Consider the following 20,819-nt stretch of genomic DNA (forward strand, 5'->3'; position numbering starts at 1 on the left):
TTTGAATTTGCACCAAAAATGAGCGACGTCATAGCCAAGATCTGAAATCGCGTAGCGATGCAACCTCGGTAGCCACCAACAATTTACCACCCATTTCCAAATCGCGTAGCGATGTAACAGTCATGCAAGCGAATACGATATTTGTGCCTGTCAATAACAAATCAGGCTGACCGTAAATTGCTACTATACCCATCATTTAGCCCCCACAACGGCCATTACCAGCGTGGCGGCATTCTGCGCGGCAATTTCGTAGAAGGTCATCATATCGTCTTTGGCTTTGTGATTGGCGTTGTCGCTGATGCTGCGGATGATTAGAAAGGGTACATTTTGCTGATAGCAAGTTTGGGCAATGGCAGCGCCTTCCATTTCAGTGGCGGCGGCATTTAGCTCTTTGCGAAGCCTGGTCGTGACGATGCCGGAAGAGACAAATACGTCACCCGTCACAATAATTCCCTTTCTCACAGCTGGGGCAACGCTGCCGGTCTCACGGTTTATTTTGGCCAAGGCCAATCCATTCGAAACGGACACCGCTTTTTGGACCAAAGCCGGGTCGCAATCAAAGGTTACCGGGTTTTCCTTCATCGTACTCGGATTTTTGGTGGCCCAGTAATGCATGCCGCCATCTTCCACCGCTCCGAAATCGTGGTAGGTGATCTGTGTGCCGACCACAATGTCGCCCGGAAGTAATGCAGGATCAATGCCGCCGGCTATGCCTGAGAAGACAATTTCCCTGGGTTTGAAATGCTCGATCATTAGTATGGTAGTAATGGCCGCATTGACCTTTCCAATACCAGTTTGCGCCAGTACCACCGGCCTTCCGTTCAAAATGCCTTTGGTGAAACGCACCTGAGCAATGACGGTATCCTGCTTGTTCTCCATTTTACTTTGCAGCAGAACGAGTTCGGGAGGAAATGCGCCGAGTACGCCGGTAATGTCCTGTGCCTGGGCGTGAAAAGAAAACAGAAGCGAAAGCAGAAGAAGTTTTTTCATTTAATATATCAAAAAATTAAGGCCAGTACGGCAAAGATGTCAATGATCCACAAAGCAAGACTGATTTCCCGGGTCCTTCCGGTAGCGATCTGCAATGCCGTCCAGCTCAGAAACCCCCAGATAATGCCCTGGGTAATGGAATAGGTGAATGGAATGAGTACCATTGCGAGAAATGCCGGAAATGCTTCGTGCAGCTGTGACCAGTTGATTTTGACTACCGGCTTCATCATAAACACACCGACCAATACCAGCGCAGGAGCCGTCGCAATGGCTGGTACTGCGCTCAGTAATGGTGACAAAAACAGAAATGGCAGAAAGAGAATGGCCCCTGTGATCGCGGTAAGGCCGGTTTTACCACCTTGCTCAATTCCGACTGCGGATTCAATGTAGGCGGTGCCGGGACTACTGCCGGTGAGCCCGGCAATGGTGGTGGAGAATGCATCCACAATAAGCGATTTGCGGATGTTTCTGGGTTCACCGTTTTCGTCCAGTAAGTTGGCAGCCTCGGCCAGGCCGACGAATGTGGAAAGACTGTCAAACATATCCGTGAACACAAATGCCAGAATGATAGGCGCCAGGCTCCATTTCAGCGAATTGACCAGGTCCAGCTGAAACAAAAGACTGAAATCCGGTTTGGAAATAATATTGTTAATGGTGATCACCGCTTCCTCGCCACCCCACCAGCGTCCAATGGGCCACGCGAGCAGACTGGTCAGCATAATGCCGATGAGGATACTGCCTTTCACATTCCGGATCAGCAACACAACGGTGATGAGCAAACCGGCAATGAACGTCAGGGTGGGCGCATTAAGCTTGCCGAGCGTAACCATCGTGGCAGGGCTGGCGACAATGAATTTGGCATTGGCGAAGCCTATTAATGTGATAAACAGTCCGATACCCGAAGCAATCGCAAAACGCAGCGGCTTTGGAATGGCTTTGACAATGTAGGATCGGACGTTAAAAACGGATAGCAAAAGGAAAAATATCCCGGACCAGAACACGGTGCCGAGCGCAACCTGCCAGCTTATTTTTTCAGTAAATACAGCAGTAAATGTAAAGAATGCATTCAATCCCATACCCGGTGCTACGAGGATCGGGTTATTGGCGTACAGTCCCATCATGAGGCTGCTGAAAAACGATACGAGAATGGTGGCAGTCAGTACCGCCGAAAATGGCATGCCGGTTTGGCTCAAAATCGCCGGATTGACGATAATAATATATGCCGTTGCCAGAAAAGACGATACGCCCGCCAGGATTTCTGTTGAAACGGAAATATTTTCTTTTTTTAGTCCTGAAAAGGAAAACATAAAAGGTCGGTTTAATTCAAATATATTTATTTAAATCGAATCAGAAGGTTTTACGCAACCGGTTTCGTTGAATTCATTGAAATTAACCGGTTTCTTTCAAGTAATTTTCAATCCGTACCGGACTTTTCAGCGTGAATTATTACCTGATCATGACATGTTTGATTTTTTAAAATATTGGAGCAAAAAGTCGGCAGCGGTGTGGATAGGGGTTTTGGGAATGACCACCATATTGCTCACAGGGTATACCGGCAATCAAAATGACGTTTCCAACCAGCCTGATTCTCTGGACCTCGCATCATTTGTCGAGCCCGGTTTCCCGTTTATCAGTACGTCTGTCGACGCCAGAAAACTGGGTGCAGGCTTTCCAAACGACAATCAGGCAGCCAGAACACTGGCTTTGCAGCTCGGAAACAATGCCTATGCATGTTTCGATACTGATCTGTTGAGATGGTCTGTCGCCTGGACGGGCAAATTCCTGCCGATGGTGCTCATGGCGCAGGTATCTTACAAGGATTTTTTTAATAAAAATAACAATATCAGTCGCGTAACCGGCGACGGGAAAATTGCCACGGGTGCCTACGCAGGCTGGACGACCGGTAAGCCCGTTTACGCTGCCACTGACCCAAACCAGCCTTCATGGAAACCATTGCCCGCCTCGGAAGGCCGCTGGAACGGTGTGTATGTATACGGCGACAAGGCGATACTGCATTACTCGGTAGGTACGGCCAATGTTTTTGAACTGCCGGGTAGCACTGCATTTGAGGATCAGGTCGCTTTTACGAGAGCTATTCAGGCTGGTAATGTAACCAACGACATCTATCTCACAGCGGCCGAAGTGCGAAACAGTACGGGCAGTGAGGTGAAGGGGCGGATCGCGTACATTTACCAGGGAGCGAATAAAGACACTGTGACGGCCGTCGGGATATTGGGGAAAAGCAAAGTTTCGTGGCAGCCGGGCGTAACAGACGGCCGCTATCTCACGGTTCGTGTGCCTGCGTCAGCAAGAGCCACAGAGGCTACTGTGGTGGTTTGGAAAGGTCTCGCCTCACAAGTTAAAGCATTCGAGAAATTTTGCCGGACGAAGCCTGCGCCGCTGCCGGATTTCAGCAAAGGTGGTCCTGCGAACTGGAAGGAAACCGTTGTGACAAAAGGCAAACTAGCACCTGATACCGCTGCATTTGTTACCGATGAGCTGACATTACCGCTGCATAATCCATGGAAAAGAAATGTGCGTGTGGCCGATATGGCCTTTTTTAAGGATGGCCGTGCCGCTGTCGTTACTTTTGAAGGGGACGTGTGGACGATCGAAGGCATTGATAAAGAACTCGGTAACCTGAAATGGAAGCGGTTCGCGTCTGGCCTGCATGAGCCGATGAGTGTGGAAATCGTGAAAGATACGATCTACGTTTTTGACAGGAATGGTATTGTCCGTTTGAATGACCTGGACCAGGATGGCATGGCGGATTATTATGAGAATTTCTCCAATGTGATGTCGCAGTCCGCCGAGTCGAGGGAATGGGCGGCTGATCTCGTGTACTCACCGGATGGTAGTTTTTACATTGCAAAAGGGGGAAGTCTGAGCAATGGGCCTGGTATGACTGCGGTTGCTGGGAAAGGGTTTCGTGTAGGTTCTGATCAAAATGGTACGATCCTCAAAATTTCGCCCGATGGAAGAAAATCAGAAGTGATCGCAACTGGTCTGCGGGGACCATACCTGGGACTGAATCCTGAAACCGGCGTATTGACTGCCTCTGATCAGCAGGGTAACTTTGTTCCTTCCACGCCCATTTATTTGATCAAAAAAGGAGATTACTATGGCGTAGAGCCCACAGCGCACCGCACGGACAACCCGCCGATCGCACCGCCGCTGACCTGGATACCTCACAGCATCGATCGGTCGAGCATAGGCCAGGCGTGGGTTATCGGCAATAAAATGGGGCCTTTGAATGGGAGTCTGATCCATTTTTCTTTTGGTCATCCGGGTTTGTTCAGGGTTTTGATCGATAGCGCATCAAAAGTAATTCAGGGAGGTGTTTCGTTTATCAATGCCAATTATCCGGCCCCCACGTCCAAAGGTGTGCTGAACCCTATAGATGGACAGATGTATGTCGCTGGTTTCAACCTCTGGGGTTCTAGTTCGAATGGTATCAGTGCATTGTTGAGGCTGCGCTACACCGGTAAGCCTAGTTATATGCCCAATCATTTCCGCGCTGGCAAGCAGGGTATTGTTCTGGGCTTTGATAATGCATTGGATGCTACTGCCGCAGCAGACGCGAAAAATTTCGCGGTTAAAAGATGGAACTACAAGCGTACCGAAGAATATGGTTCGGGCCACTTCAAACTGGACGGTACTACTGGTGAAGAGACATTGCCGGTAGTGGCTTCGTACTTGTCTGCCGACCGCAAAAAGGTGTTACTCCTGATACCGGAAATGACCGAGATCATGCAAATGCAAGTTTCGTACGAGTTGAAGGCAGCGGACGGTCACCAAATGAACGATCAGTTTTGGTTTACCGTAAACAGTGCTACGGATATGGATTTGCAAAAATACGGTTTCACTAATGTAGACCTTGCTTTGCTAACTGCACCCAAACCTGTGGAAACAGCACCGATGGCGAAAGCTGAACCTGCTACTGTCGAAAAAGGCAAAGAGGTTTTTCAGAAAATGGCTTGCTCCGGCTGTCATTCGGAAGGTTTGAGAACGAAAGGAATGTACGGTCCCCCTTTTCAGAACCTGTACAAATCCCAGCGGACATTTGATGATGGTACCACGACGGTTGCCGACGAAAATTACCTCAGAGAATCAATCCTGACACCTTCTAAACATATCGTGAAAGGCTACAACGAAGAAATGCCTTCTTTTGTGGGTGTGCTGTCGGATTCGGATATTGAGTCAGTGATTATGTATATTAAATCGCTTTCCGGGAAGTAGTGAAGCTTTGTCCCACTGAGCGGAGTCGAAGTGCATGCACTTCGACTCCGCTCAGTGGGACAAAATAATTAAGATCCGCGCGCTCAGACTGACAAAAAATCTATTTATAAGCGATTACTGCGCTTGAAGGTCCCGCGAGATGTATTTTGGCAGTTGAGCGGAATCCTGCCTCGGTTGCCCATTGATGAAAATCAGCATGGGTATAATCAAATCCTCCGGTTGTTTCCACCGCCATATTCAACGACATCATTAAACCGAAAGCATTCTCTTTGCGCTCGTCATCGATGATGTTTTCGATCACTACCAGCGCGCCGCCTACCGGAAGTGCCTCGTAAGCCTTGCCGATGAGCATTTTCTTTTCTTCCAGGTTCCAGTCGTGCAGAATGTTACCCATTGTGATCACGTCAGCCTCCGGAAATGCTTCTGATGTGAAATCGAGCGTTCCTACCTGAATGCGATGTGTCAGTTCCAGTTTTTCTATATTCTTTTGAGCGATCTGGGTTACTGGCGGCAGGTCAACGGACAAACATTGCAAGCCAGGGTGGCGGTGTGCCACACAAACGGAAAGCAATGCATTGGCGCCGCCAACATCGCAAAGTTTTTTGTATTGACTAAAATCAAATGCTTCTGCCAGGGCCATAAAGTTACCTACCTGCGCACCCGCCATTCCCTCGAGGAACATTTCAAGGCCGGAAGGATCTGCATAAATCGCTTCAAAAAGTGGCTTACCGGTACGTTTGATCTCGTTTTGAGGTAATCCCGTGCGAAGCGCTTCTTCCAGGTCTCCCCAATATGGGTAAAGACGATCGTTGGCCATTTCGAGCAAGCCTCCCACGTATGCAGGGGTGTTGCGGTCGAGGAACAATGCAGTCTCGGGTGTATTTTCGTAGGTAGCTGTAAAGCCGAATCCTGCGCGTTGCAGAAAGCCCAGGGCTACTAATGCATCCAGAAAGTCAAAGTAGCTTCTTTCGTGCAGTTTCAGTCTTTGCTGAATTTCGGAAGCGAATAACGGGCCGTCGGCCAGTTCCGTAAAAAGGCCTAGTTTGACAGCAGTAAGAAGGGTTTTAGCAGGCCAGAAACTCATCCCGGTTTGAAGGATGTGTACGGGTGAAACGGCTTGTTCCTGTTCAATTTCAATTGTGCTCATGGCTATCTGATGGTTACATCCGGAGTGTTAAATCCGTTGTTTTAAGTGAAACATGTTCCAAAAGTATAGCGGCAGTAAGCACCCGCACAGCCTGTTTGTGCTGAATTGAAAAAAACAGTTTCTGAACCGTATTAAAGTTTATATGGGATGATAATGAGCGTTTTGTGAAATATTTGAAAAATATTTTGTCACCGCTGTCCAATTTTCGCGATCTCATTCGCCATTAGGGTGTATTTCAAATATTCACTTACAATCAAACAAAAAATGGAAAAGAGAATCAATATTTTCGCGAAAGGACAAGGAGCTATGAAAGCGATGTTCGGTTTGGGCGCATATCTGGCGAAATCGAATCTGGAAGAGTCACTTTTGAACCTGATATCTTTCAGGGTTTCGCAGATTAATGGCTGCTGCTACTGCCTGGATATGCATTCCAAGGATTTGCGTGCAAGAGGAGAATCGGAGCAACGGCTTTATCTGCTGAATGCCTGGCGCGAAGCACCTGTCTATTCGGATCGCGAGCGTGCAGCATTTGCATGGGCAGAAGCAGTTACGAAAATTGAGGGCGGGCAGGTGCCGGACGAGATTTACCAGGACGCGATTAAGCAATTTTCAGAAGAGGAGCTGATTGATCTCACCCTGGCTGTTATCACCATTAATGGTTACAACAGGGTCAATATTGCATTTCCTAATAAGGTAGGGAATTACCAGCCAGGCCAATTCGCAGTGCATAACTAGCAGCGGAGCCTGAGAGAAGTTGGTGGGAGATGGTTATCTCTTTTTAGAATAGGTAACTGTCTTCCACCAAAAGTTGGGAAGGTTTTTGACGTCATTATTCCATCGGGCGGTATTCCAACCCCTTGCTATGCGAGGCTTGGGACTACGCTTGTAAACGGGCCTTTCGAGTGGAAAATGGGTATCAATGCTCTCAGCAAGACTGGTAAATTCATCCTCACTGACTGGCTTGATCATATAGCCGTCAATGCCGTGCTTATATGCCTGTTCAATCATTTGGTGATTGGAGGTCGTGGACATCATCAGCACAGGAATGCGCTCATATTTGGGATTTGATTTCAGGAAGGTGAGTGTTTCCAGGCCATTTTTACGCGGCATGTTCATATCCATTAAAATCAATGCGGAATCAAGGCAATTACTGTTCGCTGTGATGAGTGTGAGAAGCTTTTCTCCATCTTCAACCTCAATCACTTCCACATTTTCAATGACCCGCTCTATCGCATCGCGAATCAGCATTCTGTCGTCTTCGTCGTCGTCTGCCAGGTAGATCGTTTTCACTTTTTTAAATTTTAACTGCGTGATGTACAGCGTTACAGACGCAATAAAAATATAGTGCCACGGCTACAAACGGGCTCCACGACCTGGTTTCTTTTTTATTAACGCTTACGCATCAAGCCTAAAATAAAGTCCAGCGAGGCGGCATCCGGCAAAGTGCGGGCGCCCGTACCGACTACCATTGTTTGCTTTTCTTTCGGAGTGTAGAGAGGCCATTGAGGAAGTCCGTTCCCGTTAGGGTTCCCGGTTTTGACGAAGTTGGCCCAATATGTGGACATATCATGTGCAATTTTATCATCGGCTGGTTCCAATGGTCTGAGCTGGTGATTGATAAAGCGAAGATTATCATAAGCATAGGCGACCTCCGCGGTATGAAATGCGCCATAATGTGCATACTCACCGGTAGCGGGCACTTTTCTGTCGAAACGATACAGGTATACTTTCTTGCCAGCGTCACTTTGCGTTTTGGCCCAGGCGTAATTCTGGGCCCCGAAAGTCATGTCGCGGGAAATTCTGTTTTGGGATGAGGCCGCTTCTGCGTCGGTGCTTCCGGGGTAAAGCTTCAACAATTCCTCCGCCTGCGCACCATATTGTTCCTTGATCTGCTTTTGATAATCCACGGCATTTTTGGGTTTTCCCGACAGTCCTTCATCCTCATTCCAACCGGTTAATAAGATTACATCATTTTGTTTACCCTCGGCAAAAATATCCGCAATGGATGCGGGGAGCACGTAGCCGTCCACGATCGGGCCACGCATAGCAGGTGTCTTTTTGAGAATATCCTCCGCAGGTATGTTACGCAATTCCGCCAGGCTCGATACATTCAATGACTTTGCCATGCCCAGGCCGCTTTCTTCCGCTTTTTGTAAAGTAGGGTAGGGTCTGGCAAAACCTGCGCCGCTTTCAGCAATGGCTTTGTTAAAAAGGTTTTTGGCCAAAGGGGAAGCCACCAGGCAATTCACACTCATGGAACCGGCAGACTGTCCCGCAATCGTGACATTGGTAGGATCGCCGCCAAATTGCGCTATATTCTTTTTAACCCATTGTAAAGCAGCGATCTGGTCCATGAGGCCATAATTCCCCGATGCGTTTTTTCCGGATTCAGCGGTTAGTTCAGGATGTGCAAAAAAGCCGAACGCACCTACCCGGTAATTAATACTCACAAAAACAACTCCTTTTCGAGCCGTCGCCTCACCGTCGTAAATCGCACAACTACTGCCGCCGCTGCCAAATCCGCCACCGTAAATCCACACGATCACTGGTCGCGGTGCAGCATTCTTTTGACCATTATCAGTCCATACATTCAGGTTGAGGCAGTCTTCGCTGATGGGTTCTTTTGCGATCAAAAATTCGGCGCTCCACATACTGAACGGTGCCGGGTTTCCCTGTACGGGACTAGCGCCGAACGCTTCACATTTGCGAACGCCCGACCATGGAATAATGGGCTGTGGAGCCTTCCAGCGCAGATTTCCGACCGGTGGCGCAGCAAACGGAATGCCTTTATATATGCTGATCTTGCCGTCGGCGCTGAGTAAGCCTGAGATTTTGCCGCCCTCAATGGTGACTATTGCAGGTTCCTTTTGGGATGAAGATAGAAATGCGGTGCTAACCGAAAAAAGAATGGCAATCGAAAATAAAAGGTATACCTGGGTTCTCATCGCTTTGTAGTTTAGATCCTCACAACCTGAAAAGCTGCTTTGCATTTTCATATAATAGCTTTCGCTCAACTTTTTTAGAAGAAGCCAGTTTTTTGATCTCTGAAATTGTCTGGGAACCCTGGCACGTTTCACCGCTGCCTGCAATGTCGTCACAATCACTGCCGTAAAGCAGCTTGTCCTGGTGGCGCGTCAGAAAATCGGTGGCGTGGTCTTCGTCCCGTGTCATGGACAGCAATCCCGACCCGGCCGAAAGATCCCCGTACATATTTGGATAGTCGCTGAGCAAGCGGTCGGTGAGGCCTCCTTTGGTCACTTTGGTTTTCGGATAAAGCACATTCTGGTCCGTATGGTTTTTGTCAATATTGGCCCACCAGGTCTGAGCGTGGCCGATGAAATTGACTTTCGGGTACTTTTCAAGCATTTTCGGGAATCGTTCAAAATTGTAATTGAACATTTGAAACTGCCAGTGCATCAGTACCGGCACTTTATATTCCTCCGCCAGTTTGTAAATGTTCTGCATCTCTTTCGAGTCACAATCCACGCCGAATTTTAACTCGCCGATCACGGGCGCGCCCAGTTTCAGGTATTTTTCAATTTCCTTCACGGCGTCGGGCAAGTCGGGTACCTCATTGGCCCCAAACGTGAATTCACCCGGATATTTTTGTGCAAAAGCATAACACACATCATTGCCCGAACATTTGGCTTGTAGTCCATTGGTCTTGCCGTGGTGCGTCGACATGCCAAATGCAGGCGTTCCGGCAGGTAGCAGAATGGTTTTGGAAATACCCATTTTGCGCTGATGCGCCAGCAAATGTTCGTGGGTGCGGCCAGCATAGTCGGTATGCTGGTGAATGTCGATAATGGGCTCCTCCGCCGATTCGGCAAACAAAGGGAACCGGCTCGCCAAAAGTACGCCAGTACCGGCCAGGAAATCTCTTCGGGAAATGTGAAAATTTTGACACATAACAAATTAGCAAATAATGGGTTAGGGTAATGTCAATGTTGGACGGTTGTGTTCGGGAAGTCTGTCCCAGCAAGGTTTCAGTACCTGCATTGCGTTTTCCGCGAGGATCTTCTTTTTTACGGTCAATGGTAATCTTAAAAATACGACCCAGCCCAGTTGCTGCCTTGGATCGCGCATCGGAAGGTCGGAGCCGTAAAGAATGCGGTCCTCGCCGGCACCCGCCACCAGATATTCTATCACGCCCAAATGCACTGGCGTCAATGTGATTTCGGCAAATACATTCGGGAATTTTTTCATAGCGGCGATTGCCATATCGGCCATTTTGTAGCTGCCCCCCGCATGGGCAATCACCCATCGCACGTCCGGGTATTTTTTAGCAAGCGTTGCCACTTCCAGCAAATCCTCCCTTGAATTGTGGATCAATGCGTAAAATTGGTGTTCGTTGCCATATTTCCACCAGATGTCATACACCGGATTGTGGAATTCGTAACCGTAAAACTGATAAGGTTTCATGCCAATAAACCGTGGGTCGGAATACACCTGAGCGATCATTTTCCCTAGTTCCTCCTGGCTGTAATGGCTCGGGTCAAACGTCGCCAGCCCCCAGTATCCTTTTGGCGCCACGTCCAATGCTTCTGCGGTACAGGGATTTCCGGCAATCGCATTCTGGCTCACGACACCATTCCAGCTCATGATACCGCCGCCGTGGTAGCCCAGTCTTTTGCCCATTTCAAAAATGCCTTTTGGCCCTCCATTTTCCATGCGGTACGTCCAGCCGCCCCCGTTCAGGCCTTCGTGTAGCATATGCATGTGCATGTCTATCACAGGCACGGGCAGGCGCTGGCCTTTGCGTGCGGCGTCCATGAGTATGTCTTCGGTTTTGTTTTCGCGCAACGGAGGCGGTTGGGTCATTTTTAACAGACGCATCAGATTTCCTCCTGCAACTTTGGCGCGGTCGGCGGCCGGAATGTTGGCATAGTCAACATAAGTGCGGTGCGCTCCGGCTGACATCGCCGGACTGTTGGAGGCAAATATCATTTGTGACGTACAGCCAATGCGATGCAGGTATTCGATCCCTTCGTTGATCTGAAAATTATCGAAACTAATGTGCAGGCTTTTATATTGCTGCACCAGCGGCAGTACGTATCGCTGCTCATTCCATACCGCGCTTGTCAAAAGCAATGGTACCTGCGGATATCTGATCAGAAACTCCTCTACATCCGACCAGGAACCCAGCTCATTACCGGTTGTGATCAGCAAGATTTTGTTAGCGCCGATCCAGTCGAAAAGTACCTTCGAATGCTTCGCCTTCCAGTCCCATGCATTGGTTTTGGGGTGAATGCTCAGTGCCCGTACATTGTTTTCACGCATTAGTTTTCCCAATGCTTCTGGCGCAGGAAACTCGCCGGTGTGATGCGGCATTGCATTCCAGATCGGGAGCAAATGCGGGTAGGGCTTGATCATACCGCTCAATTCCAGATTGGAATACATCAAATCGTAATTCACAGACTGCGTATAAGCGACCAGCGCGGCGGACACCGAACAATGGTCCATTTCTTCCAGCAGATCCGTGAGCTTCCATTTTTCGGCGGGATGCTTGTATTTTCTGGGCCCTATCCTCGTAAAACCATCAAAGAACAAAGTGGTTGCTTCATCAGTTGCCTGAATGTTATCGTCGAACCCTGATTGCGCATTCTGCAATTCGTGGCTACCAACCAATTCCGGCGCGATTCCGGCGGTTAGTCCGATCATTGCATTTTTTTTCAGGAAGTCGCGTCTGGTAAAGCTGAGATCAGGCATATAATTTTTGAAAAATATCTAAAAATGACTTATTTGGTTAACAAAAAAGGTATTCCTCCGAACCTACAAAGGAAGTGATCATTCAAAAATAACCAGTTGTAAAAATAATATTCAGCTAAGTAAGGTTAGTTTCATCACTACAATGATCTTTAATGTTTATAATTTAATTATATTTTTGTAAACAGAATTTTAGAATACAGTAAGCACATGCGCGGACTTATCCTGTTATTGATACTCTGTACACACACTCTCATTGCACAGCAGCGGGCTGATCCACCACCCGGTAATGATACTAAAAGCGGAAGCCAGCTCTTTATTCCTCCTTTTAAGCAGGTTCCGGAAAGATTTCCTCAATATCCGTTGAAAACCAGGCGGATGATTTACAAAGATGAGGACCTGGTGCGGGCCAGGGAAAATGTGGCGAAGTACCCGGAAGCCGGTAAGGTGCTGGACGAAGTACTCAAAGCCGCGGACAAGTGGCTGGAATGGACGGATTCAGATTTAAGGGACATAATGGCCGACGCCCGCGTGCCCCGCGCTTTTGACCTCAATCCAAAAGGAAGTCCGGTTCACGGGGATAAAGTTTTCAAAGTAGGAGGGACCTATCCCTGGATCGTGGACCCGCGCCACCCGTTCCAGGTGAAGTCGCCGATTGACGGGCAGATGTTCCCCGGTAATGATTATGCGGCTTATTATAAAAGCAATTTCAAAGACAAAAAAGGCTGGGATTCGACCTATGTCGACGATGGCTGGGGCTGGGTTGCGCCCGATGGGGAACGCTACTGGTTCGTAGCCTATGCCAATCACTGGACCTGGAAAGCACATATAGAACCCGGTATGGCGGATTTGGGCCGTGCCTACTTACTCACCGGCGACAAACGCTATGCACACAAGGCAGCGGTAATGCTGCACCGGCTGGCAGAGGTCTATCCCTCGATGGACCATGCCAACCAGTCGCGCTATGGCCTGATGGAGCGGGCCAAAGGACGTGCTTACAATGGCAAAATTGTAAACCTGATCTGGGAGGCGAGCCTCATTCAGAATGCTGCGGAAGCTTACGACGCCGTTTGGGAAAGTATCGACGGCGACGCGGAGCTTCAAAAGTTGTGCGGGAAAACGGGCGAGCAGATCCGTTCGTTTATCGAGGCCAATGTGCTCGAAGATGCTTTGGACGCTTATTTGCAAAGGAAAATCCAGGGGAATTATGGTATGCACCAAACTGCACTGCTATACATTCTGCTGGCGAGGGAGAATATGGATACCGAAAAATACCTGCATATGATCGTGGAGGAACCAGGCGAAAGCCGTGTGCAGAGCGGGATCAGGTATGCATTGTACAACATGATTTTCAGGGACGGGCAGCCTCTGGAAGCACCGCATTACAATATGTTGACGGTGGAGAAAATGGCCAAAATAAGTGAAATGCTCAACATTGGCGGCATGAACCTGTTTAAGGAGCCGAGGCTGCGCTACCTGATCAACAGTCCGCTCGCCTTGGTAGCCGCCGGGAAATTTACACCTGATATCGGGGACAGCGGTTCGGTATTGGGTGCGCTGGTGGGGCAGGACCCTGACGTGTACCAGATCGGGTATAAAATGTATAAGGACCCGGCCTATCTGATCTGGCTTGCGGCTATCGACAAGGTTGGCGGGCACACTTTTTCGGGTTTTGAGTCACTTTTCAGAGAGGTTCTGCCCGAAGTAGCGCCTTTGCCCCATCACCGCGCGGTACCTGTGCAGCCTTCCCGGTTGTTGGCCGGTTATGGTCTTGGAATCCTCAATAATCGCAGGGATGTGACAGCGCTGTCTTTCAATTACGGTTTCAAAGGCACCCATTTCCATTGGGATTTTCTGAATTTCGAGCTGTTTGCCAACGGCCAGAAAATGATGCCCGACCTGGGCTATCCTGATGCGATGAACGAGTATGTCAAGGAGGTTTATACCTGGTCGTTCAACACGGTTGGGCACAATGCTGTGGTGGTGGATTCGAAGCGGCAGCTTGAAAATCTGCCAGGCGTTCTCCACGATTTTTCGTCGGGCACATTTGCGAGATCAATGGATGCTTCGTCGCCTGCTTATCCTCAGACCACGGCCTACCGGCGAAACATGATCATGGTGGACGCTGACAGTTCACAAAGTTATGTGGTCGATTTTTTCAGGGTTTCGGGAGGTTCTCAGCATGATTATTCGCTACATGGCCCACCGGGGGAAGTATCTCTTTCGGGAAGCAAATGGAGTGACAAACAGCCGGGTACGCTGGCTGGCAAGGATGTTGAATTTGGTCAAATTTACGATGATTCCAGAATGGGCGTTCAAGATTACGCGGGCAGCTACTGGAATTACAAAGGCTCGGGGTATCAATATCTGTTTAATGTGCAGAAGCTGGAAAGTGGCAAAGGAATTGTTCAGTACAAACACCTTTTGGCCGATTCTGCCCGGCTGAAAATACATATTTTGCCAGCGGGTACTCAGGAAATCATTCTCGCGGATGCGTATGACAAACCACGCGCCAAAACCAATGTACTCAAATATGTGATCGCCCGTCGCCAAGCAACCGGCACGCAGCCTTTGCAAAGTACATTCGTAGGCGTCATGGAACCGTACTCCGTAAATTCTTACATTCAAAATACAACCCTGCTGAAACTGGAAAATGGTAGTGGAGCAGCTGTGGAAGTGATTCGCAACGGCGCAACTGATGTGGTGATTAGCGATACCTCCAATACGGTGAAAATGATTGTTGGCAGGGGAATAGAAACCGACGCGAATGCTGCCGTGGTGACTTTTGATTCAAAAGGCAATGTCGGCCGCGTCTATTTCAGCGATGGTACTTATTTGAAAGTGAAAGGAAAAGATTATCGCGCTGAAAAACTAAAAGGTACCGTGGCAGCAATAGATCTTGTGACACAGGCAGTGAAAGTCAAGTACGCCGGGCGTAAATTGAATGATAAGCTCAAAGGTTCAGCAGTACATTTCACCAATGTATACCGGACTACCGTGCATCCATTAGAATCCATTGAGATAAAAAATAATGAACTGATAATGAAGATGCAGGACGACCTGCTCGTGGGTAAGGTACATATCACGGAGGTTCATCCCGATTCCATTACTACTGATACCAATCTCCCGTTCGCTCCGCTGTATTCTGGAACGACCATTCTGGATAGTCAATTCAAAGTTTTAGGTATCTTAAAGTCCATTCATGAAAACAAACTGTTACCAGCGGGCGCTCTCAGCACTACGCCTGAAAAAGGAAAGGATGTTTGGCTTTCGGACATCGGTGTCGGCGATCAGGTAACGGTCAAATCGTCGTTTTCCTGGGAACGGTAGCGTGCAAGTTGAGAAGGGTAAATATGTCCACATGTTCTCAATCCAACAATTTCTGATAATTTTTGAATACCGCATTACGCGTTGTTTGACCCAATTTAATGCATTTTTTCGCCGGATGGCAATGTTGATGGAACGCATTTTTAACAACGCAGCTGATCCATTCAAACAATGCACTTTATGGCGAATATTAAAAAATCAGAAAAAGTAGTTTCAAAGCCGGGAAACATGAAAATCACCGCTTTGGAACAGCATAAGGAAGATTCGCAGGGACAAAAAATGACCACTAATACCGGCCTGCTGATCAACGACGATCAAAACAGTTTAAAGGCGGGCGACCGGGGTTCTACATTATTAGAAGATTTTATCCTTCGCGAAAAAATCACACATTTCGATCATGAGCGTATCCCTGAGCGCGTAGTACATGCGCGGGGCTCGGGTGCGCACGGCGTCTTCAAATTGTATGAGCCGCTGGCTTCGGTGACCAAAGCGGGATTCCTGAACGATACCTCATTGGAAACACCTGTTTTTGTCAGGTTTTCTACGGTAGCAGGTTCGCGCGGATCAACTGATCTGGCCCGTGATGTGCGGGGATTTGCGGTCAGATTTTATACCAATGAAGGTAATTTTGATCTCGTAGGGAACAATATGCCGGTATTTTTTATTCAGGATGCCATAAAATTTCCTGACCTGATACACGCCGTAAAGCCCGAACCCGATAACGAGATTCCCAGGCCGCTTCGGCACACGATACATTCTGGGATTTTGTTTCTGTCATGCCTGAATCCGCGCACATGGTGATGTGGTTAATGAGTGACCGGGCAATTCCAAGAAGCTACCGGATGATGGAGGGTTTTGGTGTGCACACATTTCGGTTTGTGAATGAAGCCGGTGTAGCGAGTTTCGTGAAATTCCATTGGAAACCATTATTAGGTGTGCATTCTGTTGCCTGGGATGAAGCTCAAAAGATCTCGGGAAAAGATCCGGATTTTCACCGTCGTGACCTTTGGGATGCCATTGAAGCTGGCAATTTTCCTGAATGGGAGCTGGGTGTACAGATCGTGCGGGAAGAAGATGAATTCAAATTTGAATTTGACCTGCTGGATCCAACGAAGTTGATCCCTGAGGAGTTGGTACCTGTGCAAAGAGTCGGGAAAATGACTCTAAACCGGAATCCGGACAATTTTTTCGCCGAAACTGAGCAAGCTGCATTCCATTTGGGACACATTGTACCGGGGATTGATTTCACCAATGATCCATTGTTGCAGGGGCGTCTTTTCTCTTATACAGATACGCAATTGATCCGCCTGGGTGGGCCCAATTTTCAGGAAATTCCTATTAATCGCCCAATTTCGCCGGTTCACAACAACCAGCGCGACGGTTATATGCGGCAGACGATCAACAAGGGTAAAACCAGTTACGGCCCCAATACGATAGGCAATGCATTTCCAGTGCAGGCGAAAGCTTCCGAAGGTGGTTACAGTTCATACCCGGAAAGGATAGACGCGAAAAAAGTCAGGGCCAGGAGCAAGAGCTTTCTGGACCATTTCAGTCAGGCCAGATTGTTTTTTAACAGTCAGTCCGTCGCCGAACAAAGCCACATTGTCGATGCATATAGCTTTGAGCTGGGGAAAGTAAATGATGTGAGTGTCCGTGAAAGAATGCTGGGAATCCTTTCCCTGGTCGACGCCAGCCTGGCAGCACAGGTCGGATATGCGCTCCGGCTGGACGTACCACAGGATCCGGCGCTACCGGTAAACCACAGCATTCCCGCCGACGCAGACCCGGCGGATTACGATTCAGCAATGGTGGAAAGTACGTTGGCTTCCTCCCCGGCATTGAGTATGGCAAATACCATCAAAGACAGTATCAAAACGCGTAAAATTGCATTTCTGGCAGCAGATGGTGTTGACGAAATTTCTTTGACAACTGTAAAAGATGCATTGGAAGCAGCCGGTGCTGTGGTCGAGATCATTGCGCCAAACCAGAACTACATTACAGCCGAAAATGATACGAAAATACCAGTTCAGCATAGTCTGCTCACCGCGGCATCAGTGCTCTACGATGCGGTATATGTACCTGGCGGGACGGTCAGTGCTGCAACCATTGAAGCTGACGCAGACGCGGTTCATTTTCTGAATGAGGCTTACCGGCATTGCAAAGCGATCGCAGCGGATTCCACGGCGATGCAGGTCTTGGAAGCGACTTATTTTGGTAAGAAACTGCCTGAGGATTTTTCAGATGATACAGTACTGGCCGAAGGTGTAGTGGTCCAGGATGATGCCGAACAACTGGCGGATCAGTTTATTCTTGCCATCGCACAGCACCGGTTTTGGGATAGGGAAAAGCCGAGAAAGGTACCAGCCTAACTGAGAGGACAGAGCAAGCAAAAATACCCGCATTCATCGTGCGGGTATTTTTTATTTAATCAAAAACCGGTAAGGGTTTATTCCAATAGCGCAATTGCTTCGTCATTGCCCTGCTGTACCGCAAGGTCGGCGACAGATAATCCTCTTGTATCCAGAATGGTTTTATCCGCTCCGTGGCGCAGGAGTAACCGAACCACATCATTTCGGCCAAACGTGGCGGCGAACATCAATGCCGTACCACCATTTCCATGTTGTAGGTTGAGGTCAGCCCCATTTTCAATCAATAGCTCCGCAATGTCCGTATAACCTTTGAAGCAGGCACCCATCAAGGCTGTGTTACCTCCAAAATCATGACCATTGACGTCTGCTCCGGCTTTCAGGAGCAGGTCGGCGGCTTCGTAATGATTGTGATAACAGGCCAGAATAAGCGGCGTATATCCCTTGTCGTCCTGGATAGTGACATCAACTTTTCTCTCAATTAATTCCTGCAAAACCGCTATGTTCCCAAGCCGGGCCGCGTGGAGTGTAACATTGTCCAGATTTTCCATTTTTATGGGGTTGAGTTTATCAGCTTGATTGTCAACAAAAACTATTCCATACGCGACTTGCCTGTATATTCACCAGTAAATGGTTACTTGCAATTGCTTTTTTATCCAACATTAAACCCAAACCTGAATGTCTCGTATCAAAATAGAATATGGCTTGAAATCGATTGTCGGTGCCTTTTTTATCATGGTTTCCCTGTTTTCATGCAATAGCGAAACTACTGCTGACGCTGATCAAGAGGGCAAGCTGCCCATTACCGGAACCTGGAAACTGATTACGGGCACATTGATTGAAAAAGGGGATACGACCATTACCGACTACACGAAAAATACTTCGTTCATTAAGATCATCAATGATACGCACTTTGCTTTTTTACAGCATGATTTGAGCAAAGGGAAAGATTCTACGGCTTCTTTTTCGTCGGGCGGAGGCACTTACTCGCTGAAAGACAGCACTTATACCGAACATCTGGAATATTGTAGTGCCAGGGAATGGGAGGGGAGCGACTTTCCGTTTACCGTTGAAATCCAAAATGATACACTTGTTCAGAGAGGTGTGGAGAAAGTCGTGAGTGCGGGTGTGGACCGGCTGAACATTGAAAAGTATGTCAGGATGAAGTGATCTCGGAAACTTGTTCTATTTTTGCAAAAAAACCAATTGTATGCACCTCGTTACTTATTTCTCCTGTATTCTTCCTCCACCGGTAGCTGCCTAAGCTAAGCAACCGGAACATTTCAATGTAACCTTCCTGATTTTCAGGAGGGTATAATGCTATTGCCTGTTTCCATTTGACATAAAGGTTGTTTGGCTGGATGCCCTCAGGGGCTCATTTAATCCGGCATGTGCTGTCGTCAACGCAAGTTCGGGCGGACACATCGCTATTTTTCAAACCTTTATTTGAACATTTCTACAAATGAAAAAGGCTTTCATTAAACTACATATAGCCATAGTACTCGCCGGGTTTACCGGTATTTTTGGAAAATTAATCACGCTAAACGAGGGGTTGCTAGCCTGGTACCGGATCTGTCTCGCCGCGATTTTACTGGCTATCATATTGGCCGTAACCAAAAAGCTCAAATCCGTAACATTCAGGGAGTTTGGCCGCATTTCGCTGGCGGGCTGCCTTTTGGGCTGCATTGGCTGTTTTTTTATGGCAGTATCAAATATTCCAACATTTCGGTAGGCGTGGTTTGCTTCTCTTTGGCAGGGTTTTTCACCGCGATATTTTCGCCATTTGTTAACAGGCGAAAGCTTGTAGTTTCCGAACTGCTGCTGAGCTTGTTAACACTGGCAGGAATAGCCCTCATTTTTAGTTTCGATTCGCGGTACCGGGCAGGCATTGCCCTGGGTGTCATCTCATCGATGCTGGGTGCATTGTACACCATTACCAACGAGCGGCTGGCACATGTGCATGAGAGTGAGACGGTTACAGTGTATTCGATGATCGGCGGGGCGCTTGGGCTTACTGTGCTGATGCCGGTGTACGTGTATTTTTTTCCGGTGAAATCAATGATCCCTTCCTGGTCCGACTTTGGCTATCTCGTTGTACTGGCGCTATTTTGCACGGTACTTTTGTATATGCTACAAACCCAGGCACTGAACAGGATATCTGCCTTTACAGTCAATCTGAGCCTGAACCTGGAACCAGTTTACACCATTATACTGGCGATTTTGATTTATCACGAAAATAAGGAACTCACGTCCACATTTTATCTGGGACTGGGTTTGATCATTCTTTCCGTGGTTTTGCAAATGACAAAAGTTTTTACGGAGAGCCGGCGGGCGGTGAGAGATCTGGTGTCATAAACATTGTGGTGCTGAGATAAACTAGTCATGCGCACTCTTTGTCATGGTGCGCTTAGCATGACAATGTATTATCTCAGCATAATCCATTTACTTTCAAAAATAAAGCGCTAGTGCTTCGATGGCGAGGATCCAGGCGATGAGGTTTAGCGTGCAGCGAACATAGTTCAGGCGGGTCCATAGTGCGACCTTGCTGTGGACTTTGGAAGGGGGGAACGAGCTCACATTTTGTAATTTGATGATCGTCGGGATAAAAAAGGAGAAGGTACTGATCCTTTCCGCGAGTGTGATCAGCGCAGCCGCGAGCCACCAGTCATGCGCGGGTTGTGGCGCTTGCGCGGCGAAATATAAGTTAGCAAAAGTGAGCAAGGTAAGCGGCATGGTAGTTACTGCCGCCCAGAATTTTCGGCCTGAATCAATCTCGCGCATAGCCGCGAGGTCAACCGTGTAACCAGCACCCACAGATCTGGGGAACCATTTTGGGATAATAATAATAGTTTCGTAAAGGCCTGCACCAAAGGCAGTTCCGAGATTTAAAATAAACAGTGTCAGCAGTATAGCAGAGGTCGTCAGCATGGCTAATAGATCAATGTAAGTGTTGAATCAAAAACCCAAACCTACGCATTGACATGAAGCAATGCTGAAAAACAGAAATCAACTTCGGGATGACAGGAATGAACCCTGCTATTTGG

At 48.2% G+C, this 20,819-nt stretch carries 15 protein-coding genes and 1 pseudogene; 7 read left to right on the top strand and 9 right to left on the bottom strand.

Features of this window, described 5'->3' with window-relative positions:
• Window positions 1-192: 192 nt before the first annotated feature.
• The gene (locus ON006_RS01290) at window positions 193-990 is read right to left on the bottom strand and encodes a 5'-methylthioadenosine/adenosylhomocysteine nucleosidase (RefSeq protein WP_244823303.1); all 798 of its coding nucleotides are present in this window, start codon (window positions 988-990) and stop codon (window positions 193-195) included.
• Between the two features lie 8 nt (window positions 991-998).
• Window positions 999-2,297 carry an NCS2 family permease gene (locus ON006_RS01295; RefSeq protein ID WP_244823304.1) on the bottom strand — a complete coding sequence of 433 codons (1,299 nt, stop codon included), beginning with the start codon at window positions 2,295-2,297 and terminating at the stop codon, window positions 999-1,001.
• Between the two features lie 154 nt (window positions 2,298-2,451).
• On the opposite strand from ON006_RS01295, the gene ON006_RS01300 reads away from it, so the two are divergent.
• Window positions 2,452-5,229, top strand: coding sequence for a DUF6797 domain-containing protein (locus tag ON006_RS01300; protein ID WP_244823305.1), 2,778 nt, complete (start codon window positions 2,452-2,454; stop codon window positions 5,227-5,229).
• A gap of 100 nt (window positions 5,230-5,329) precedes the next feature.
• On the opposite strand, the gene ON006_RS01305 is transcribed toward ON006_RS01300, so the two are convergent.
• Window positions 5,330-6,376 carry a methyltransferase gene (locus tag ON006_RS01305; RefSeq protein WP_244823306.1) on the bottom strand — a complete coding sequence of 349 codons (1,047 nt, stop codon included), beginning with the start codon at window positions 6,374-6,376 and terminating at the stop codon, window positions 5,330-5,332.
• A gap of 264 nt (window positions 6,377-6,640) precedes the next feature.
• Here ON006_RS01305 and ON006_RS01310 point away from each other — a divergent pair, with 264 nt between their 5' ends.
• The gene (locus ON006_RS01310; protein ID WP_244823307.1) at window positions 6,641-7,111 is read left to right on the top strand and encodes a carboxymuconolactone decarboxylase family protein; all 471 of its coding nucleotides are present in this window, start codon (window positions 6,641-6,643) and stop codon (window positions 7,109-7,111) included.
• 33 nt (window positions 7,112-7,144) lie between these two features.
• On the opposite strand, the gene ON006_RS01315 is transcribed toward ON006_RS01310, so the two are convergent.
• From ON006_RS01315 to ON006_RS01330, 4 genes are all read right to left on the bottom strand, one after another.
• The gene (locus ON006_RS01315; protein ID WP_244823308.1) at window positions 7,145-7,666 is read right to left on the bottom strand and encodes a response regulator; all 522 of its coding nucleotides are present in this window, start codon (window positions 7,664-7,666) and stop codon (window positions 7,145-7,147) included.
• 98 nt (window positions 7,667-7,764) lie between these two features.
• On the bottom strand, window positions 7,765-9,321 hold the full coding sequence (locus tag ON006_RS01320) for a carboxylesterase/lipase family protein (RefSeq protein ID WP_244823309.1): 1,557 nt from the start codon (window positions 9,319-9,321) through the stop codon (window positions 7,765-7,767).
• Window positions 9,322-9,340: 19 nt separating this feature from the next.
• On the bottom strand, window positions 9,341-10,285 hold the full coding sequence (locus ON006_RS01325) for an amidohydrolase family protein (protein ID WP_244823310.1): 945 nt from the start codon (window positions 10,283-10,285) through the stop codon (window positions 9,341-9,343).
• Between the two features lie 21 nt (window positions 10,286-10,306).
• A complete protein-coding gene (locus ON006_RS01330; protein ID WP_244823311.1) occupies window positions 10,307-12,085 on the bottom strand; it encodes an amidohydrolase family protein in 1,779 nt (592 codons plus the stop codon).
• A gap of 207 nt (window positions 12,086-12,292) precedes the next feature.
• Here ON006_RS01330 and ON006_RS01335 point away from each other — a divergent pair, with 207 nt between their 5' ends.
• Together ON006_RS01335 and ON006_RS01340 are read left to right on the top strand one after the other, a co-directional pair.
• A complete protein-coding gene (locus ON006_RS01335) occupies window positions 12,293-15,412 on the top strand; it encodes a heparinase II/III domain-containing protein (RefSeq protein WP_244823312.1) in 3,120 nt (1,039 codons plus the stop codon).
• A 177-nt stretch (window positions 15,413-15,589) separates the two neighbouring features.
• A pseudogene (locus ON006_RS01340) lies at window positions 15,590-17,778 on the top strand (catalase).
• 77 nt (window positions 17,779-17,855) lie between these two features.
• Here the strand turns inward: ON006_RS01340 and ON006_RS01345 are convergent.
• A complete protein-coding gene (locus ON006_RS01345) occupies window positions 17,856-18,326 on the bottom strand; it encodes an ankyrin repeat domain-containing protein (RefSeq protein WP_244823313.1) in 471 nt (156 codons plus the stop codon).
• Between the two features lie 127 nt (window positions 18,327-18,453).
• Between ON006_RS01345 and ON006_RS01350 the strand changes: the two genes are divergently transcribed.
• The 3 genes from ON006_RS01350 (at window position 18,454) to ON006_RS01360 (ending at window position 20,130) form a co-directional block, all read left to right on the top strand.
• Window positions 18,454-18,945: a hypothetical protein gene (locus ON006_RS01350; protein ID WP_244823314.1), complete on the top strand. Its 492-nt coding sequence runs from the start codon at window positions 18,454-18,456 to the stop codon at window positions 18,943-18,945.
• A gap of 292 nt (window positions 18,946-19,237) precedes the next feature.
• Entirely contained in the window at window positions 19,238-19,507 is a 270-nt protein-coding gene (locus ON006_RS01355; RefSeq protein ID WP_244823315.1) for a hypothetical protein, read from the top strand.
• A complete protein-coding gene (locus tag ON006_RS01360) occupies window positions 19,465-20,130 on the top strand; it encodes a DMT family transporter (protein ID WP_244823648.1) in 666 nt (221 codons plus the stop codon). Before ON006_RS01355 ends, ON006_RS01360 begins: the two co-directional genes overlap by 43 nt.
• 93 nt (window positions 20,131-20,223) lie before the next feature.
• On the opposite strand, the gene ON006_RS01365 is transcribed toward ON006_RS01360, so the two are convergent.
• Window positions 20,224-20,703, bottom strand: coding sequence for an anthrone oxygenase family protein (locus ON006_RS01365; protein ID WP_244823316.1), 480 nt, complete (start codon window positions 20,701-20,703; stop codon window positions 20,224-20,226).
• Window positions 20,704-20,819 lie beyond the last annotated feature (116 nt).

This window comes from Dyadobacter pollutisoli (genome assembly GCF_026625565.1).
Taxonomy (GTDB): Bacteria; Bacteroidota; Bacteroidia; order Cytophagales; family Spirosomataceae; genus Dyadobacter; species Dyadobacter pollutisoli.

What these genes read in the sequence shown, in the direction of transcription:
- ON006_RS01290 (WP_244823303.1), bottom strand. Translation starts at nt 990, where the DNA reads ATGAAAAAACTTCTTCTGCTTTCGCTTCTGTTTTCTTTTCACGCCCAG.
- ON006_RS01295 (WP_244823304.1), bottom strand. Translation starts at nt 2,297, where the DNA reads ATGTTTTCCTTTTCAGGACTAAAAAAAGAAAATATTTCCGTTTCAACA.
- ON006_RS01300 (WP_244823305.1), top strand. Translation starts at nt 2,452, where the DNA reads ATGTTTGATTTTTTAAAATATTGGAGCAAAAAGTCGGCAGCGGTGTGG.
- ON006_RS01305 (WP_244823306.1), bottom strand. Translation starts at nt 6,376, where the DNA reads ATGAGCACAATTGAAATTGAACAGGAACAAGCCGTTTCACCCGTACAC.
- ON006_RS01310 (WP_244823307.1), top strand. Translation starts at nt 6,641, where the DNA reads ATGGAAAAGAGAATCAATATTTTCGCGAAAGGACAAGGAGCTATGAAA.
- ON006_RS01320 (WP_244823309.1), bottom strand. Translation starts at nt 9,321, where the DNA reads ATGAGAACCCAGGTATACCTTTTATTTTCGATTGCCATTCTTTTTTCG.
- ON006_RS01325 (WP_244823310.1), bottom strand. Translation starts at nt 10,285, where the DNA reads ATGTGTCAAAATTTTCACATTTCCCGAAGAGATTTCCTGGCCGGTACT.
- ON006_RS01330 (WP_244823311.1), bottom strand. Translation starts at nt 12,085, where the DNA reads ATGCCTGATCTCAGCTTTACCAGACGCGACTTCCTGAAAAAAAATGCA.
- ON006_RS01335 (WP_244823312.1), top strand. Translation starts at nt 12,293, where the DNA reads ATGCGCGGACTTATCCTGTTATTGATACTCTGTACACACACTCTCATT.
- ON006_RS01345 (WP_244823313.1), bottom strand. Translation starts at nt 18,326, where the DNA reads ATGGAAAATCTGGACAATGTTACACTCCACGCGGCCCGGCTTGGGAAC.
- ON006_RS01350 (WP_244823314.1), top strand. Translation starts at nt 18,454, where the DNA reads ATGTCTCGTATCAAAATAGAATATGGCTTGAAATCGATTGTCGGTGCC.
- ON006_RS01355 (WP_244823315.1), top strand. Translation starts at nt 19,238, where the DNA reads ATGAAAAAGGCTTTCATTAAACTACATATAGCCATAGTACTCGCCGGG.
- ON006_RS01365 (WP_244823316.1), bottom strand. Translation starts at nt 20,703, where the DNA reads ATGCTGACGACCTCTGCTATACTGCTGACACTGTTTATTTTAAATCTC.